6 protein-coding genes are annotated in these 18,422 nt (G+C 64.1%); 3 read left to right on the forward strand and 3 right to left on the reverse strand.

The features are described from left to right. The first annotated feature begins 147 nt into the window (after window positions 1-147). Both FW760_RS03540 and FW760_RS03545 read left to right on the forward strand, forming a co-directional pair. Window positions 148-8,745 carry a GH36-type glycosyl hydrolase domain-containing protein gene (locus FW760_RS03540; RefSeq protein ID WP_446443592.1) on the forward strand — a complete coding sequence of 2,866 codons (8,598 nt, stop codon included), beginning with the start codon at window positions 148-150 and terminating at the stop codon, window positions 8,743-8,745. 26 nt (window positions 8,746-8,771) lie between these two features. Then, the gene (locus FW760_RS03545) at window positions 8,772-9,494 is read left to right on the forward strand and encodes a Crp/Fnr family transcriptional regulator (RefSeq protein ID WP_043862791.1); all 723 of its coding nucleotides are present in this window, start codon (window positions 8,772-8,774) and stop codon (window positions 9,492-9,494) included. A gap of 18 nt (window positions 9,495-9,512) precedes the next feature. Here the strand turns inward: FW760_RS03545 and FW760_RS03550 are convergent, their stop codons facing one another. Genes FW760_RS03550 through FW760_RS03560 form a run of 3 tightly spaced genes read right to left on the reverse strand, consistent with a single transcriptional unit; the run spans window position 9,513 to window position 17,153 of the window. Then, window positions 9,513-14,585 (reverse strand): RHS repeat-associated core domain-containing protein, encoded by a 5,073-nt coding sequence (locus tag FW760_RS03550; protein WP_446443593.1) that lies wholly within the window; start codon window positions 14,583-14,585, stop codon window positions 9,513-9,515. Continuing rightward, the gene (locus tag FW760_RS03555) at window positions 14,572-16,617 is read right to left on the reverse strand and encodes a hypothetical protein (protein WP_446443594.1); all 2,046 of its coding nucleotides are present in this window, start codon (window positions 16,615-16,617) and stop codon (window positions 14,572-14,574) included. The genes FW760_RS03550 and FW760_RS03555 overlap by 14 nt, the downstream gene beginning before the upstream one ends. A 47-nt stretch (window positions 16,618-16,664) precedes the next feature. Next, window positions 16,665-17,153, reverse strand: coding sequence for a hypothetical protein (locus tag FW760_RS03560; protein WP_156326191.1), 489 nt, complete (start codon window positions 17,151-17,153; stop codon window positions 16,665-16,667). Window positions 17,154-17,710: 557 nt separating this feature from the next. On the opposite strand from FW760_RS03560, the gene FW760_RS03565 reads away from it, so the two are divergent. Beyond that, window positions 17,711-18,418, forward strand: coding sequence for an MgtC/SapB family protein (locus tag FW760_RS03565; RefSeq protein WP_043862787.1), 708 nt, complete (start codon window positions 17,711-17,713; stop codon window positions 18,416-18,418). Window positions 18,419-18,422 lie beyond the last annotated feature (4 nt).

Raw genomic sequence — 18,422 nt, forward strand, 5'->3', positions numbered from 1 at the left:
AGGTGCGCGCTGCCCCTTCGCTGGCATGGCCAGCGCCTACCGGTTGCCGGGCACAAAGCCCACTGTGTTCGCTAGCGAACAGACGCCTGCGCCATGCGTCGCCACACTGGGGGCCAGACCCCGCGACGCGAGCACCTACAGGCCTTTATGGATAATTACTGGAGCCGTGCACGCGCCAGCCTGCGCAACGCAGGCCTTTGGCGCACCACACCCCGCAAGTTCGAATACGAAGCCATCCTGCGCTCCGAACTGTTCAGCGCCGAGCAGATGGCCGCCCACGGCACCTTTCTGGCCCAGCACCACGCCCTCAGCCCCCGCAGCGGCAATGACACCCTGCTGGCACGGCTGGCCGACAACGAACGGACCCTGGCCAGCAGCTGCGCGGTGCTGATCGCCGAACAGCCCACCGCGCGACGGGTCACGCCGGCGGCCGAATGGCTGCTGGACAACTACTACCTGGTCGAAGAACACATCCGCATCGCCAAGACCCACCTGCCCAAAGGCTACAGCCGGGAGCTGCCACGCCTAGCCAACGGCGTGTCCAGCGGGCTGCCGCGGGTGTATGACATCGCCCTGGAAACCATCGCCCATGGCGATGGACGCGTCGACGTGGACAGCCTGAGCCACTTCGTCGAGGCCTACCAGAGCGTCACCTCCCTGGCGCTGGGCGAGCTGTGGGCCATTCCGATCATGCTGCGCCTGGCGCTGATCGAAAACCTGCGCCGGGTCGCCTCGCGGGTCATGGCCAGCTGGGCCGACCGCAACCTGGCCAACGACTGGGCCGACCGCCTGCGCGAGACCGCCGGGCGCGACGCCAAGAGCGTGGTGCTGGTGCTGGCCGACATGGCGCGCTCGCAGCCGCCGATGACCGCCGCCTTCGTCGCCGAGCTCGCACGCCGCCTGCAAGGCCAGAGCGCCGCGCTGATCCAGCCGCTGACCTGGGTGGAGCAGATGCTCGCCGAATCCGGCCTGAGCATCGAGCGTCAGGTGCAGCTCGATGCCCAGCAGCAGGCAGCCGACCAGGTCTCGGTCAGCAACAGCATTGCCAGCCTGCGCCTGCTCGCCACCAGCGACTGGCGCGAATTCGTCGAGCACATGAGCCACGTCGAACGGGTGCTGCGCAGCGATCCTGCCGGCATCTACCCAGCCATGGACTTCGCCAGCCGCGATCATTACCGGCATGTCATCGAGCGCCTGTCCCGGCACAGCGCACAGTCGCAGGCGGCAATCGCCCGCGCCGCCGTCGAACTGGCCGCCGGTGTGCCCAGCCCGCTGCCACGCGCCAGCGCCACCACCCATGTGGGGTTCTACCTGGTCGGCGCCGGGCGAGCGCAGCTAGAGCGCCGCGTGCACGCCGGCGTGGCGCTGGGCGAGCGTTGGCGGCGCCTGCTGCATCGCGCGCCACTCACGTTCTTCCTCGGCCCGGTGGCGTTTCTCACGCTGGGCCTGAGCGCACCGCTGCTGTACACCACGCTGCGCGATGGCTGGCCACTGGCAGTGCTGCTTGCGCTGGCCCTGCCCACGCTGGTGATGACCAGCCGCCTGGCCATCGACCTGGTCAACTGGCTGGTGACCCTGAGCGTGACGCCCCGCCTGCTGCCGCGCCTGGATTTCAGCGAGGGCCTGCCCGCTGAGGCGCGTACTTTGGTGGTGGTGCCCACGCTGATGGCCAATGCCGCCGATATCGAGGAGTTGGCAGAGGGGCTGGAAGTGCGCTTTCTGGCCAATCGTGACGAGTACCTGCACTTTGCCCTGCTGACCGATTTTCTCGATGCGCCCAGCGAAACCCTGCCTGAAGACGCCGCGCTGATGGCCCTGGCCGCCAGCCTGATCGAGGGCCTGAACCACAAGTACCCGAACGATGCGCGCTTCGTGCTGCTGCACCGTCCGCGGCGCTGGAACCCCGCCGAGCAGGTGTGGATGGGCGTGGAACGCAAGCGCGGCAAGCTGGCCGATCTCAATGCACTGCTGCGCGGGCACGGTGAGGGGCGCTTCATGTTGCAGGTGGGGGATGTCCAGGTGCTGGAGGCGGTACGTTACGTCATCACCCTGGACACCGACACCCAGCTGCCGCGCAATGCGGCCCGCCAGTTCGTCGGGGCCATGCAGCACCCGCTCAACCGCGCCCAGGCCGGCAGCGGCTACGCCATCCTGCAACCGCGGGTCGGCATCAGCCTGCCCAGCGCGGCGCGCTCGCTGTATGCGCGACTGTTCGGCAGCGACGCCGGCGTCGACCCGTACACCCGCGCAGTGTCGGACGTGTACCAGGACCTGTTCGAACAAGGCTCGTTCATCGGCAAGGGTATCTACGACGTGGATGCGTTCGAGCAGGCGCTGCAAGGCTGCCTGCCGGACAACCGCATCCTCAGCCACGACCTGATCGAGGGCTGCTACGCCCGCAGCGGGTTGCTCAGCGATGTTCAGGTGTTCGAAGAGTACCCGGCCCGCTACAGCGCCGACGTCAAGCGCCGCCACCGCTGGATTCGCGGGGACTGGCAACTGCTGCCGTGGGTGTTGCCCTGGGCGCCCACCGCTGGCGGCACCTATGCGCGCAACCGGCTGGATGCCCTGGCCCGCTGGAAGCTGTTCGACAACCTGCGCCGCAGCCTGGAGCCCGGTGCATTGCTGTGCCTGTTGCTGTGGGGCTGGCTGGCCTCGGGCCGGCCCGGGCTGTGGACCCTTGCCGCGCTGTTGCTGGTATTGACCCACGCGGTGCTCGGCACCCTGCTGGAGATGCTGCGCAAGCCTGTCGACGTACCCCTAGCGCAGCACCTGTGGGCGGCGCTGCGCGGCTGCGCCCTGCATTTCGCGCGCGCCGGCCTGCACCTGGCCTGGCTGCCGTACGAGGCCTACTACAGCCTTGACGCCATCGTGCGTACGCTGTGGCGCATGCTGGTCAGCAAGCAGCGCCTGTTGCAATGGAGCCCGTCACGGGAAGTCGAACGCACCAGTGTCAATCGCCTGGGGGCCTTGTACCGCAGCATGTGCAGCGCCCCGATACTGGCCCTGGTCGTGGGCCTGTGCCTGTGCCTGCTGCCCAGCCCCATGACCCTGGCCCTGGCGGCGCCCTTGCTGCTGGCGTGGCTGGCCAGCCCGGCACTGGCCTGGTGGATCAGCCGCCCCTCCCCGCGCGCGCACTTCGACCCCACTGCCGAAGACCTGCGCTTTCTGCGCAACCTTGCGCGCCAGACCTGGGCGTTTTTCGAGCAATACGTCGGCCCCGACGACCACTGGCTGCCCCCCGACAACGTGCAGGAGCTGCCGGTTGCCCGCATTGCCCACCGCACCTCGCCCACCAACATGGGCATGGCCTTGCTGGCCCACCTGGCCGCCCACGATTTCGGTTACCTGGGCGGCGGGCGGCTGCTCGAGCGCCTGCAGTCCATGCTCGACAGCATGGACGGGCTGGAGCGTCACCAGCGCCACTTCTACAACTGGTACGACACCCTCACCCTGAAACCCCTGCCACCGCTGTACGTCTCCACGGTGGACAGCGGCAATCTTGCCGGTCTGCTGCTGACCTTGAAGCCCGGCCTGCTGGGCCTGGCCGACACACCGCTGGATGACCCGCGCCAGGCCAAGGGGTTGCTCGATACCCTGGAAGTCTTCGGCCAGGCCTTGACCAGTGCCGGCCTGCCCGCCAACGAGGTACAGGCGTTATGCCGGCGTCTGCAGGCACCTCAGCCACACGATCTGATGCAGCTGCTGCAGGACGCACTCGACCTGCCGGCGCCCGCCGACGATCCGGATGCGCGCTTCTGGTTCGACAGCCTGCAACGTCAGTGCACCGAGCAGCGCGACGAACTGCTGCGTTTTGCCCTGCCTGCCACCAACGAACCCGGCGCGCGGCCGCCGACCGGTTGCTGGCGTGACCTGGCACGGTTGGACGCCGAGCAGTGGTGCGCTGCCGATCGCCCGCAGGTGCTGCAGGTACAGGCCCTGGCCCGCCAGCGCATGCAGCAGGCGGCGCAGCTTGCCCTGCGCGTCGAGGCCATGGCCGACATGGACTTCGGCTTTCTCTACGATGCCCGCCGCGAGTTGTTCGTGATCGGCTACAACGTCGATGAGCGACGCCTGGACAGCGCCTTCTACGACCTGCTGGCGTCCGAAGTTCGCCTGACCAGTTTCGTGGTCGTCGCCCAGGGCCAGGTGCCGCAGGAAAGCTGGTTTGCCCTGGGGCGCCTGCTGACCAGCAATGCCGGGGTGCCGGTGCTGCTGTCGTGGTCCGGCTCGATGTTCGAGTACCTGATGCCGATGCTGGTGATGCCCAGCTACGAAGGCACCCTGCTCGACCAGACCTGCCAGGCGGCCGTCACCCGCCAGATCGAGCATGCCAGCCAGCTGGGCACGCCCTGGGGCGTTTCGGAGTCCGGCTACAACACCGTCGATGCGCACTTGAACTACCAGTACCGCGCCTTCGGCGTGCCGGGGCTGGGCCTCAAACGCGGCCTGGGCGAGGACAACGTGGTCGCGCCCTACGCCAGTGCGCTGGCACTGATGGTCGCGCCCGCGGCCGCCTGCCACAACCTGCGGCGCCTGGCCAGGCAGGGGGTGGCCGGGCGGTTCGGGCTGTACGAGGCGGTCGACTACACCCCGGCACGCCTGCCCCCTGGCACCGATGCCGCCGTGGTGCGCTCGTTCATGGCACACCACCAGGGCATGAGCCTGCTGGCCCTGACCTCGCTGCTGCTGGGTCAGCCCATGCAGCGGCGCTTCGCCGCCGAGCCGGCCTTCCAGGCCTGTGCCCTGTTGCTGCAGGAGCGCGTGCCCAAACGCGCCACGCAATACCTGCATGCAGCCCAGGCGCCTACGGTCGACGATGCCAGCCAGGGCAATGAAACCAAGCTGCGCGTGTTCACCGACCCGGACCGTCGTCGACCGGCCGTGCAACTGCTGTCCAATGGGCGCTACCACGTCATGGTCAGCAATGCCGGTGGCGGCTACAGCCGCTGCAACGACATGGCGGTAACGCGCTGGCGCGAAGACATCGCCAGCGACAGCCTTGGCACCTTCTGTTACCTGCGCGACGTGGCCAGCGGGCATTTCTGGTCCACGACCTACCAGCCCACCCAGCATCGCGCGCACAGCCAGGAAACCGTGTTCACCGATGCCCGCGCCGAGTTTCGCGTGCGCGAGTTCAACTTCGACTGCCACACCGAGATCGTGGTGTCCCCCGAGGACGATATCGAGCTGCGTCGCCTGCACCTGACCAACCGCGCCCGTACCCGGCGCACCCTGGAGCTGACCAGCTACGCCGAAGTGGTGCTGGCCTCGGCCATCAGCGATGCGCTGCACCCGGCGTTCAGCAAGCTGTTCGTGCAAACCGAGCTGGTGCGACCGCTGCAGGCGATCCTGTGCAGCCGGCGTCCGCGTGCCAGCGATGAAGCCGTGCCGTGGATGTGCCACCTGCTGGCAGCCCACGGGGCGGACATCGAGCAGATCTCCTACGAAACCGACCGTGCCCGCTTCATCGGCCGCGGCCGCACCCTGCAGGCGCCGGCCGCGCTGACTGACACCTGCGAGCAGCTGTCCGGCACTGCCGGTGCGGTGCTCGACCCGGTCGTGGCCATCCGCTGCCGTATCAGCCTGGAGCCTGGCCAGAGCGCCACCATCGACCTGGTCACCGGGGTGGCCGACAGCCGCGAGGCCTGCCTGCACCTGATCGACAAGTACCGCGACCGGCATCTGGCCGACCGGGTGTTCGACCTGGCCTGGACCCACAGTCAGGTGCTGTTGCGCCAGCTCAACACCTCGATGGCCGATGCCAGGCTGTTCGAGCAGATGGCGGCCTCGGTGCTGTATGCCAACCCTGCATTGCGCGCCGAAAGCGCCGTGCTGGCCAGCAATCGGCGCAGCCAGTCGGGGCTGTGGGGCCAGGCGATCTCCGGGGACCTGCCCATCGTGCTGGTGCAGATCGCCGACCCGGCCAACATCGAGCTGGTGCAGCAGATGGTCCAGGCCCATGCCTACTGGCGCCAGAAAGGCCTGGTGGTGGACCTGGTGATCTGGAACGAAGACCAGGCCGGCTACCGCCAGCAACTGCAGGACCTGATCATGGGCCTGGTGACCTCCGGGGTCGAAGCGGCCCTGCTGGACCGCCCGGGCGGCATCTTCGTGCGTCCTGCGCAGCAGCTGTCCAGCGAAGACCGCACGCTGATGCGCTCGGTGGCACGCCTGATACTCAACGACAGCCATGGCAGCCTGGCCGAGCAGGTCCACCGGCGGCGCATCGAGCCGGCCCTGGCGCCGTTCACCCCCAGCCTGCTGCAAGGGCCGCAGAGTGCCGGCTACACGCTGCAGCCGCTGGCCATGGCGCCCACGCTGGGCAACGCCTACGGCGGCTTCAGCGCCGACGGCAGTGAATACATCATCAATCATCGCCCGGGCCAGCCGACCCCGGCGCCCTGGGTCAACGTGCTGGCCAACCCCGGGTTCGGCAGCATCGTCTCGGAAACCGGCGGTGCCTACAGCTGGTACGAAAACGCCCACGAGTACCGTTTGAGCCCCTGGCACAATGACCCGGTCAGCGACCCTGGCGGCGAAGTGCTGTACCTGCGCGACGAGGATTCCGGGCAGGTCTGGTCGCCGACCCCGGCGCCCTGCCCGGGCAGCGGCGCCTACCGAACCCGCCACGGCTATGGCTACAGCGTGTTCGAGCATGTGCAGGACGCCATACACAGTGAGCTGTGGGTGTTCGTGGCGCTGGATGCGCCGGTCAAATTCTCGCGCCTGGTGGTGCGCAACACCGGCGATCGTGCGCGACGCCTGTCAGCGACCTGCTACGTGGAATGGGTGCTGGGGGACTTGCGCAGCAAGTCGGCCATGCACGTCGTCACCGAAGCCGACCCGTTCAGTGGCGCGCTGTTTGCGCGCAACGCCTACTCCATCGAATTCTCGGGTCGCGTGGGGTTTCTGGACTGCGACTGGCCCCAGGCCGGCCTCAGTGGCGACCGGGTCGAGTTTCTGGGGCGCAACGGTACCCTGGCCGACCCGGCAGCCCTGCGCCGGGCGCGCCTTTCGGGGCGCCTCGGCGGCGGCATGGACCCCTGTGGTGCGCTGCAGGTAAGCGTCGAGCTGGCGCCTGGTGAAAGCCGCGAAGTGGTGTTCCGCCTGGGCGCCGAGCAGGACGCCAAGGCCGCCACCCGGCGGGTGCAGCAGTACCGCGGCGTACGCGCCGCCAACGTCGAACTGGCGCGGGTCACGCAGCACTGGCGCACCATCCTGGGCAGCCTGCGCATCCACACCCCGGAGCCTGCGCTGGACGTGCTGGTCAACGGCTGGCTGATGTACCAGGTGATTGCCTGTCGCTTCCATGCCCGCAGCGGCTATTACCAGTCCGGCGGTGCATTTGGCTTCAGGGACCAGTTGCAGGACAGCATGGCCATGGTGCACGCCGACCCTGCCAGCAGCCGCGCCCACCTGCTGCTGTGTGCCCGCCACCAGTACGTGCAGGGCGACGTGCAGCACTGGTGGCACCCGCCGATGGATCGCGGCGTGCGAACCCGTTGCAGCGACGACATGCTCTGGCTGGCCCTGGCCACCAGCCGCTATGTGCAGATCACTGGTGACACTGCGGTGCTGAACGAGCCCGTAGGCTATCTGGACGGTCGCGCACTCAACAACGGCGAGGAGTCCTACTACGACCTGCCCGGTCATTCGCCCCTGCAAGAGCCCCTCTACCAGCATTGCCAGCGCGCGCTGGAGCACGGCCTTTGCGTCGGGGCCCACGGCTTGCCGTTGATGGGCAGCGGCGACTGGAACGACGGCATGAACAAGGTGGGTGAGCACGGCATAGGCGAAAGCGTATGGCTGGGCTTTTTCGCCCACGAGGTACTGCGTCGGTTCGCCGAAACGGCGCAGTTGCATGGCGATGCCCGCTTTGCCCAGCGCTGCGGCGAGCAGGCGCGGCGGCTGCGCAGCAATCTGCAGGCCCATGCCTGGGACGGCGCCTGGTACCGGCGTGCGTATTTCGACAATGGCCAGCCCCTGGGGTCGGCCAGCAACCAGGAGTGCCGCATCGACTCCATCGCCCAGAGCTGGTCGGTGCTGTCGGGCGCCGCGCCCATGGATCACTGCCGCAGTGCCATGGCATCGCTGGACCGCCACCTGGTGCGGCGTGATATCGGCATCGTGCTGCTGCTGGACCCGCCGTTCGACAAGGGCACGCTCGACCCCGGCTACATCAAGGGCTATGTACCGGGGGTTCGTGAAAACGGTGGCCAGTACACCCACGCCGCCGTGTGGGCGAGCATGGCGTTCGCCCGCCTGGGCGACGGCGCCCGCGCCTGGGAACTGATGCGCATGATCAGCCCCCAGAGCCAGGGCCATGCCACCCGCATCGAAACCTACAAGGTGGAGCCCTACGTGATGGCGGCGGATGTCTACGGTGTGGCGCCCCATGCCGGGCGCGGCGGCTGGAGCTGGTACACCGGTGCGGCCGGATGGATGTACCGGCTGATCGTCGAATCGCTGCTGGGGGTGGAGCGCCAGGGCAGCACCCTGCTGCTGCAACCGCTGCTGCCGCCAGAATGGTCGGGCTTCAGCCTGCAGTACCGGTATGGCGCCAGCGTTTATCACATCGATGTGCACCGGGGCACACAGGCCGTACAGGTGCTGAGCCTGGATGGCGGGGTGATCGACGGCACAAGCCTGTCGCTGGTCGATGATGGCGCCGAGCATCAGGTCACCTTGCTGTGCGCTGCATCGGCAACCGCGACGTTACCCTTGCTAAAGGGAGTACCCTAGGGCCTTACCCTATGGATGCCGGCCCCATGTCCCATGATCCAGCCAGCGGGCAGAACCATCTGCTCGCCGCCCTGCCCGACCCGGTTCGCGAGCGGCTGCTGCCGCACCTTGAGCAGGTTGCCTTGCCGCTGGGCAAGGTGATCTACGAGCCGGGCGACAGGCTGACGCATGTGTACTTTCCCACCGATGCCATCGTTTCGCTGCTGTATGTCATGGAAAACGGCGCCTCGGCGGAGATCTGCGTGGTGGGCAATGAGGGGCTGGTGGGCATTGCGGTGTTCATGGGCGGCGAAAGCACCTCCAACCGTGCCGTGGTGCAAAGTGCCGGGCTTGCCTGGCGCTTGCCGGGCCAGCGGCTCAAGGACGAGTTCGACCGCCATGGCGAGCTGTTGCTGCTGATGTTGCGCTACACCCAGTCGCTGATCACCCAGATGGCACAGACCGCCGTGTGCAATCGCCACCACTCGATCGATCAGCAGTTGTGCCGCTGGCTGCTGCTGTCGCTGGACCGCCTGACCGGTAACGAGCTGAACATGACCCAGGAGCTGATCGCCAACATGCTGGGCGTGCGCCGCGAAGGCGTCACCGATGCGGCCGGCAAGCTGCAGCGCCTGGGGGTGATCGAGTACAGCCGCGGGCACATCAAGGTGCTCGATCGGCCGCAGCTGGAACGACTGAGTTGTGAATGCTATGCGGTGGTGCGCAGTGAAACCCAACGCCTGTTGCCCTATTTGCCGTTACGTACCTAGTTTTCCATACCCAATACCCTACGGTACGTAACTCGTCACCGGTGCCAGGTTCTTGTAGAACCTCAATGCCTGATCATTTATTCCAAAGCAAAAGCCGAGAATCACATGGCTGTCGTTATTGTTCAGGTAGCGGCCAAACTCCACCTCCGTCATTCCCTTGAGGTCGACTACCCTCACTCTTCCTCCCACTGCGCCACCATGGGTCGCCGTATCCGATAGGAAAAAATCTGAATTGATCAAGGTTGATCTGCGGATGCCATTACTGGCCCAGTTGGCTCCATCGGGTGCGCCGTGAGAGCCCGAAAAAATCAAGATCTCCCGTGGAACGGCATTCACACTCGTTCTACGGCGGAAATAACTCAGGGGCGTATTGAAGTTTTTTCCTGCAACGGGGCGGTTGCTACCGAAGATGATTTTATCCTGCCCCGTCGAAAAGCTTTTCCAGGCCCCCTTCGGTGCCGAACTCAGGGGTTGCGTGGTCACAGTCGGCAGGCTGGAAAACTTCGAAGCGCTTCTTTTCAGCAGTTGACCATTGCGCAGGCCACCCACTAGGCGATTGGCCTTCGCGGCAACTTTTGGCGCAGACGACCCAATCGACATACCTAACGAAGCCAGGCCTGTTCCGAACGATATCCAGCCCAGAATGCCCGCAGCCTTTTCGTTGCCACTGGCCTCAAGCGCCATCGACGCAGCTCCGCTACCCAGGGCAATGGCTTCCACCGCTACCGCTGCCACCGATACGGCTCCTGCAATGGATGTGGTGGCCACCGCCGCGACAGCGCCTGCCGCAGCACCTGCAGTACTCGCACCGGCACCGAGCAAAGCTGTGTACGCCGCACCTACCGCAGGCGCTGCGGTGCCGGCAGTCACGACCACTGCAATCGCCCCCATCACCAGCCCGATACCAGCCACGACCCAGTTCCACCACGCATGCCCGTCCGGGTCAACGCGGTTGACCGGGTCGCCGCTGCAATACGCATAGCGGTTCAAGCCGCCCGCACCATCGGGGCTTGCACTGTCGGGGCTGAGGAACATGAACAGGCACGGGTCGTAAGGGCGGTTGCTGCCGGGCATGTACAACAGACTGTCGGTTTCGCGCACTTCACCGGCGTAGCCCACCCGGCTTTGCGCGGTGCCGTTGTCCAGGCCATGTGCGCTGTAACCCACAAAGCAATTGCTGTCGCCGGTTTCAATCTGCACGCTGCCTTGCCCATCGCTGGCGCCGATCACAACCGTGCGTACCGCCTGGCTCAGCAGGGTCTGGGCGAACACGGTGCTGCCGGCACGCATCAAGGTCAACCAGCCCTGGTCGCTCTTCTCGTTGACCATACGCTGGCCGTCATAAAAACGGTGGCTCGTGGTGCCATTGACGCGGGTCTCGATCAGACGGCCCAGCGGGTCATACGCATAGTCGCAGGTACTGGTGCCGTCCTCCCGGCGCGTCAGGTGCCCCTGGCTGTCCCAGGACAATGCCCGCCACAGTTGTCCGTCATGCCGCTCCCTTGTCAGTTGACCAGCGGCGTCGTATTCAAGGTCGATGATCAGAGCCTGCGGCCAGCTGTGGGTGATCTGAACCGGACGATCTGCAGCCACATCGCTGTCGTAGGCGAACCTCATGTGGTTGCATTGACCATTCTCGTACTCGGTGTCGATCTGTTCATAACCGTCGAGCGCATTGAAACAGAACGTCTGGCGACGAATGCGCTGCCCGGTGCGGGGGTCGGTGACCAGATGAGGCCCTTGCGTGGTGGCTTCGACCAGGCGATTGCGCACGTCGTAGCGGTAGTGCTCTTCGCTCAACAAGTTAGCCTGCTCCGCCTCCAGCGATTCCCACGTGCGTGTCGCCACCTGATCCTGCTGGGTCCAGCTCAAGCGCTGGCGAAAGCGCTGCATACCCGAGATACCATGGCACACCCATGTTCGGGTGCACTCACGGCCCAGGAGGTCGTAGGTCAGGGTCTGCTGCTGGGACTGGCCGTGCTGGCCGTCGGTGGTGAGGGTCTGCGCCAACCGACCGAATGCGTCGTAGCCCAGTTGCAAGGCCAGCGGGCCGCAGTGCTGGCCACTGATACGCCCCACGGCATCGTAGGTGCAGTAAGTCATCTGGCCGTGTACATCGGCAAACGACAGCACGCGACCGTTCAACGAATACTGCCAGCCGCAGGTATGGGGCTGTCCTGCATGGTGCCAGTGCTCGGCACTGGTCACACCCGAGGCGGTGAAATCCCAATCTATCTGCCCCAGCCCGTCGGTGGCCCGGGTAAGGCGACCGTGGGGCGGGCTGTAGGTGAAGGTACTTTCACTGTTTTCGCTCGGCCGCGCGATGCGCTTGAGCTGATAATCCAGCTCGGGTTCATAGCCGAAGTGCGTGACACTGCCGTTGGAGCGTGTGAGTGCTTCGGGAGGAATCTGCCCCGACACATACGCCAGGGTTTCCTGCTGCCCGCCGCAATCGCGCGTCAGGGGGCGATCCAGGCCATCGAACGTCTGCTTGAGCAGCAGCGTCTCTCGGGTTGCGGTGCATAGTGAAAGGGTTGCAATGGCATCGCCATCGCTGTGGGGGGCGAAGCGCCATTTCACGCGGCTGTGGTCTTGCAGGGTACGCTGCGCGACCCGGCCGTCACGGTCGTAGACGGTGGACGTGGTGCGCTGCTCGCCATCGGGCGTTTCTATCGTATGGGCTACCGGACGCTGAAGCGCGTCGAGTGTCCAGCGCTCCCGGCGCAACAACGGGCCACCCCCAGGCTCATGCAGCTCCACACGTTCGACACTGCCGCTTGCATTCAGGTACAGCGTGGTGCGAGGCCCTTGCTCCCCGGTGGCGCTCTGTTGCCAGGACACTTGGGTACGCTGGATGGGGTCGTGCTTTGTATGGTCCACCGTGCCGTCTGCATGCTGCACCCGGCATGCGGAGCCCCAGTCATCGTAGGCGGTGAGCACCGTACTGCTACAAAACGGGGTGTTCTGGGCGGCAGCCCAGTCCTGCGAGGTCTCACTGGTGACATTGCCCTGTACGTCGTAGGTCACTCGGCGCACTTCACGCAGGGGGGCACCGGGGCTGTCCAGAAACTCGAGCAGTTCGCGCACCGGGCGTCCCTGACCATCCAGCTCCACACGCAGGCGCTGGCCGTTGCTGTCGGTCTGCTCGACGTACACCGTTCGATCACGCTGCAGGCCAACCAGCTGGTAGGTACAGCGGGTGCTGGTCGCATACGGCGTGTTCGCGCTTTCTATGCGGCGTATGGTGCGGCCCAGTGCGTCGTGGTCAAAACGGGTCACGGTACCGTGTTCGTTGCGTTCTTCGATGGTCAGGCCCGTCAGCACGTGGCGCAGGGTCGATGAGCTGATTACCAGGTGGTCATGGCTGATCCGTTGCTGGGTTTCGCACAGCAACGGGCCTTCGAAGGTGCGCAGGAAATTCGTGGTGGCGGCGTAGCCGTTGTAGAGCGTGACACTGGATATCGGTAGGCCATGGAACGGGCTGTCGGCTGCCTGCTCGACACGCTGCAGGATTCTGGCCGTTTCAACTTCCCCGCTATCAATCGCTTCCCGAGCCACTTCGCTGTCCAGCACCAGGTGCTGTCGATCCTCTGCCTGGCGCTTGTGCAGCCTGACGTAGGCATAGTCGGTGTGCGCCACATGACCCGCTGACCGTGCATCGGGTGCCGGGGCAGTAGTGGTGAAGCGCTTGAGCCAGCGCACGAACCTTCCCCCGTCATCCGGGCAGCCCTGCGCGCCACCCAGCGGATAGTATTCGCGGCTTTCGCTGCGCCCATCGGCGAATCGCTGGTTCAGTACATTGCCATAGGCATCGTATTCGCACGTGTCGCGTTCCTCCCTGAACCGGTTGCCGGTTTCATAGCGGGTAATGCGGGCAATCGGCAGCTGACACCAGGCCGGCTGGTCGTCCCAACCCACTGCAGGGTCGTCTGCGTACACGCTCTGCTGGCAAACCCTGCACTCGCCGCGCACGGTCAACTTCTGCGTCTGCAGGTGATAGTGATTCCAGGTGTACTCGACACTTTGCACCTTGCGCCCCTGTTCGTCGTGCAGGGTTTGCAGGCATCCATAGTCATAATGTGGCAGAAGATAGAGGTTGTCCTTGCCGTCAGCCCATTCACCTGCCGAGACACCCCCGTAGCCAAAGCAGTTGTTCGAGCCGATCAGGGCGTAGGTGGTGTAGGCCACCGGCTGGGCCGCACCGGGGTCGTGCCGATGCGTGGACACCCTGGGCAAAGCGGTCAGCGGCGCGCCCTGTGGCAGCCGAAGCCCATTGTTCCCCGTGGCGTAATCGACTTCGTCCGTGCTGCCCAGCGGCCCCAGCACCTTGCTCGGGAACAGCAATCGGCTTTGCGGATCCTGCCAATAGGTGAAGGCCCAGCGGTTGCCGCCATCAGGCAGGATCAGCTCATTGAGCCGGTCACTTCGCAGCAGCGTGACGACTGTGGTGCTGTCAGAACCCGGAAACATCACGAAGCGGTTTTCATCCCTATCATGCTGGACGTCCAGCAACAGACGTTGCTCGTCGCGGATGGTCCACAGCAGGTAGGGGCCACTGCCTGCAAGCCATTCAAGGTACGCGCGGCGCCCCTGGGCAGAAACGATCTGCTTGAGCATGGCCATGCCGCTGTTGTCCTGGACCTCGAGGTACTCGCAGACGCCATCCTTGTAGTCGATGCGAAAGCAGCGAGCCCTGTCGTCAACGGTGAACACCTCGAACGAACACAGCTTCTGGTCTTCGAACACCAGTTGCCCGCCCTTGCTCAAATCCGAACGGTCGCTATCGAACTTGAACGTGTCGCCCGAATTGATCCGTAGCTGACCGGTGTTGAAATCGAGCATGGACAACCCGAGCGTCCAGCCGAGGCCATACCCGCTGTCGGTGTGCGAGCCCAGTGGGCTGAAATGCAGCGCAGGTTGAATGACCGGCCCGGCAAGGTGGTTGGCGTGCAGTGCCGGCAGCTCGCAAGCCAGCGTGAACTGGCTGGTTCTGGGGTCCACGCCGGTGCTTACATGGCTCAGAAAATTACTCGCCTGGGTGTAGAGCGCGCCGGCGCACAGGCGCCGGGTAACGTCGTCAGGCCTCGTCATCCGTGGCGCTCCGGCTTTCGGCACCCGTTGCCAGCGACAGCCGCAGGCTGCGTGAGCCGGACGCAGAGGTATCGGCGTAATGGATCATCAAGGTGTGGTCGTTGCCATACGCGTCAACGAACAACAGCGGGCGCGGGCCACCTTGCTCTCGGGAGGACTGGCTATGAAACGGTATGTTGTTGCCCCCCTGAAGGACCACGACGACGCTCTGCGGGCGTATCCTTGACACGCTGGGCACTGGCCTGAAGTCGTCGCCCAGCTCGATCAGAGGGTTGTAGGACACCTCGCTGTGGCCCGGGGCGGCGTAGCCGACGTGGGAGGCCCGGGTGTCACTGGGCGAACGCACGGCCCACTGGATCATCCCGAAACCCGTAGGTTCCACGGCACGCAAGGCCACCCAGGTGCTCAGCACATATTCCCAGATGAAAAGATCGGAATTTCCCTCACCGCCTACCAGTTCCCGCTCAAAGCTGTAGTCGTCAAGGCCGAACACAGGGATGGGCTTTGTGCTGATATCGACGTGCTCGTCGAAACTGGTTTCGCTGCCGTCCGTGACGTAGAAGTACTCTTCAGCGCCCTGTATGCGGGTGATGCCCGCCCAAAGGGTGACATTGGTGCCCGCAAGGGCACGGGAATGCACGTAGAACCGGCGGGTGTAGACGGCAAGTGCTTCGCCCTCTGAAGCTGCATGCACGCTGGCCTGTGCTGACGTGCCTGGGTAGTAGTCGTAGGCGTTGCGTACCGTCCTGTAGAACCATTGGGCTTGCCCGTTATCCTCGCACTGCAGCGCAGTGTAGGTACCGTCATCGTTGCGTAGCAGCAGGCACACGCTGTCGAGCTCTTGCTGGGAGACGTCCTGATTGGTGCGTGGCTGTATTTCCACTACAACTTCCACCTGCTGGCGCAGATTCGGGTAAAGGTGTCCCGTTGGCGAGCCTAGTCTCATACGTATCTGCGACAGCCAACTCCCCAATGGTGGCGCAGCTCGCGAAGATGCAAGCGCCTCGAATGATCGGGGAGGCACCCCTTCAACGGTCAAGGTATACCCCCACGGTGCCTGGTTGCTTGCATTCGGGTCTTCGGAATGCAGGTGCACCGACAGATCGAAGCGGTTGCCATAGACATCCATGCCGTAGGTGTAGCTTTGCTGGAGTCTCTTCAGAACGACGTTGAAGTAGGCGATCATGCCCACCGCAATACAGATTGCGTCACGCGGTGATCTCAGGGGGCTGAGAAGGTCGTAGTAGGCCATCATCATTTCGGTTGAGCCCACGATCGTGGGGGTCGATGCCGTGCTGTTGGGGGCTCCGATGCAGGTTGCCTTGTTCAAGTGGAGCGACGATCCATAGGCGGGTTGTTGCATGCTGTGGATCTTCACGACATTGGCGGTTCGTGGGTTCTGCAATGTAACGTAGGTATTTTCGACACGTGCCGCACGCCCTCCGGCCTCTGAGGAGGCGCCCTGGAACACCACCACAGGCCTGGATACGACCAACCCGTGCCCTACCCTGTATTGTGTTGGCTCTACAGCCTCTATCTGAACGCTGCTATTGAAACGCCCTCCTTCGCCTTGGCCGCCATACGGGACATCAAGATTGTTGGTCGTCCAGACTCTGCTTTGTACTCTGATCCTGGCTGCAAACTTGAACACCGTGCGCGCATCAACACTGGGGTCAAAATGCAGGTAGCGTACAAAGGTCTGATAGTCATTGCTGTCAGTATGTTTTTTTTTTGAAGTCTTGCCACTTCTGACGGTGCCTTCATCATAAGGCAGTATCCCGGTTTCGGGCGGCTGCGTCCCAGAAACCCACCCCCCGGGCGCGGTGGTGTACGGAATTATCTCGAGGCCGCCAACCGGTAACAGTACCACTTCGCCATACGAGTTACGGGCTTGTAAGGTTATGATCACTTTTGATTTTTGACGACCATTCGCAAACAGATGTGCTTTGGCATTCTGTTGTCCTCTGAACGCATCTGCCTCGATCAGAAAATAACTCAAGGTTGCAACTGCAGTGTCTGTAACGTGGGCCATGATGTCGCTTCCTGCGGTTGAGTGGAACGGGTTGGCGGGAGTGGGCTTTATCCATCGGCTGATACATAGACGCAGGACACCTTGCCCTCCAGCTTCCCATCCTTGAAGCCCTCGGAGATGATGCCCCGGGTTACCTCCTGGCCAATAGCGACATAATGGGCCCTTGAAACACTTATTTTTGCAGTCATCTGACCATAGATCGGATTGACGATTTTATAGTGCGAATAGGACTCATCCGAATTGCAGTGCCCGGCATTGTAAATGCCGAACCTTACGCCATCCCGAGGGTTTTCAACGGCGAAGTTATACATCTCGTCATTGTCGCAATCATTGTTGGCAAAGCGATGCATGCCGACGGTCATCTGGATAGTGCATCCCCCGCTGTTTTTCTTGTACAAATGCAACACTGAAATACCCTGTGGTGCAGGAGGAGGCGTTGTGGACTTATTCATGAAAAGGATGATGACCAGCGAGAGCACAATCATTATCACGAAAAGCGTGAAAGCAATAAGGGTGCGCGAAAAATGGAGGTTCATGAGGATGCCCTTTATCTGGCAGCGTGGCATTCAGAGTGTAAGATCACTGCCCTCCCGGTCAAGTTGCTAGTTAAACAAGTTCATGCTGAGCACCTGTGTTTTCAGACTGGTAATATTGCCAGTTGCAAGGCATGAAACGTGTATGGCAACACTGGGCACATCGATTGAAAGTTACGCGTGCTGAACCCTCTGCCCAGGCTGGCACACTCATTCACTTGCAACAAAAGCCTTGACCGGCCCGCACCATGGCGTTACGTTCTCGCCCGCATTTTTGCAAGCCTGCACAGGAGTCCTGCATTGGACAGTTGCCCTAGTCGATTGCGACAGGTACAGCCGGCGAGCTAGTCCAGCAGACCCTTCTGCCACTGCTCGCCGAACACGGTGGTCAGTGGCGATCCGCATCCCTGGCGGGATGACGCATCTTCATTTCCCCTCCCCGCTTGACGCCCCTCATCGTGACGAGGTGTGTCGGCTGCTCGTACCCGTTGCCATCCCCGAAATCTTTACGCGCACAAGTGCGCTGACGCCGGCTGTCTGCCGGTGCCTTGAGGTGGTTCATGGATTGGAAAGTATTCTTGCTGCGCGTGGCTGTCGCGCTGGTACTGGGGGCGCTGATCGGCGCTGAACGTCAACTGCGTCAGCGCCTCACCGGGCTGCGCACCAATGCGCTGGTGAGCACCGGCGCCTGCCTGTTCGTGCTGGTGACCCAGGCCGTACCGGGCATGCTCCCGGCCGACGCTTCGCGGGTGGCGGCCTATGTGGTGTCGGGCATCGGTTTTCTGGGCGGTGGCGTGATCATGCGCGACGGCATGAACGTGCGCGGCCTGAACACCGCTGCCACGCTGTGGTGTACCGCCGCCGTCGGTGTGCTGTGCAGCCTGGGGCTACTGCTTGAGGCGAGCCTGGGCAGCCTGATGGTGCTATGCGCCAACATCCTGCTGCGTGACATCGCCCAGCGGCTGAACCAGCAGGATGTGTTACCGGCCAGCGAGGCCGAGCAGCGTTACGAGGTGCGCATCGTATGCCGCGCCGAAGACGAGATCCAGGTACGCAGCCTGATGCTGCACAGCTTTGGTAGCAGCGGCCTGCGCCTGCAATCACTGCACAGTGAAGACCTGCCCAACCCGGCCAAGCTGGAGGTGCGGGCCGAGTTGATGGGCGACCCGCAGGCGCCCTCGCAGCTCGAGCACCTGGCCAGCCGGGTGAGCCTTGAGAAAGGCGTCAGTTCGGTACGCTGGCAGGTATTCGAGCTGGCGTCGGACTGACCCG

The sequence above is a fragment of the Pseudomonas sp. 1176_21 genome, assembly GCF_052850635.1.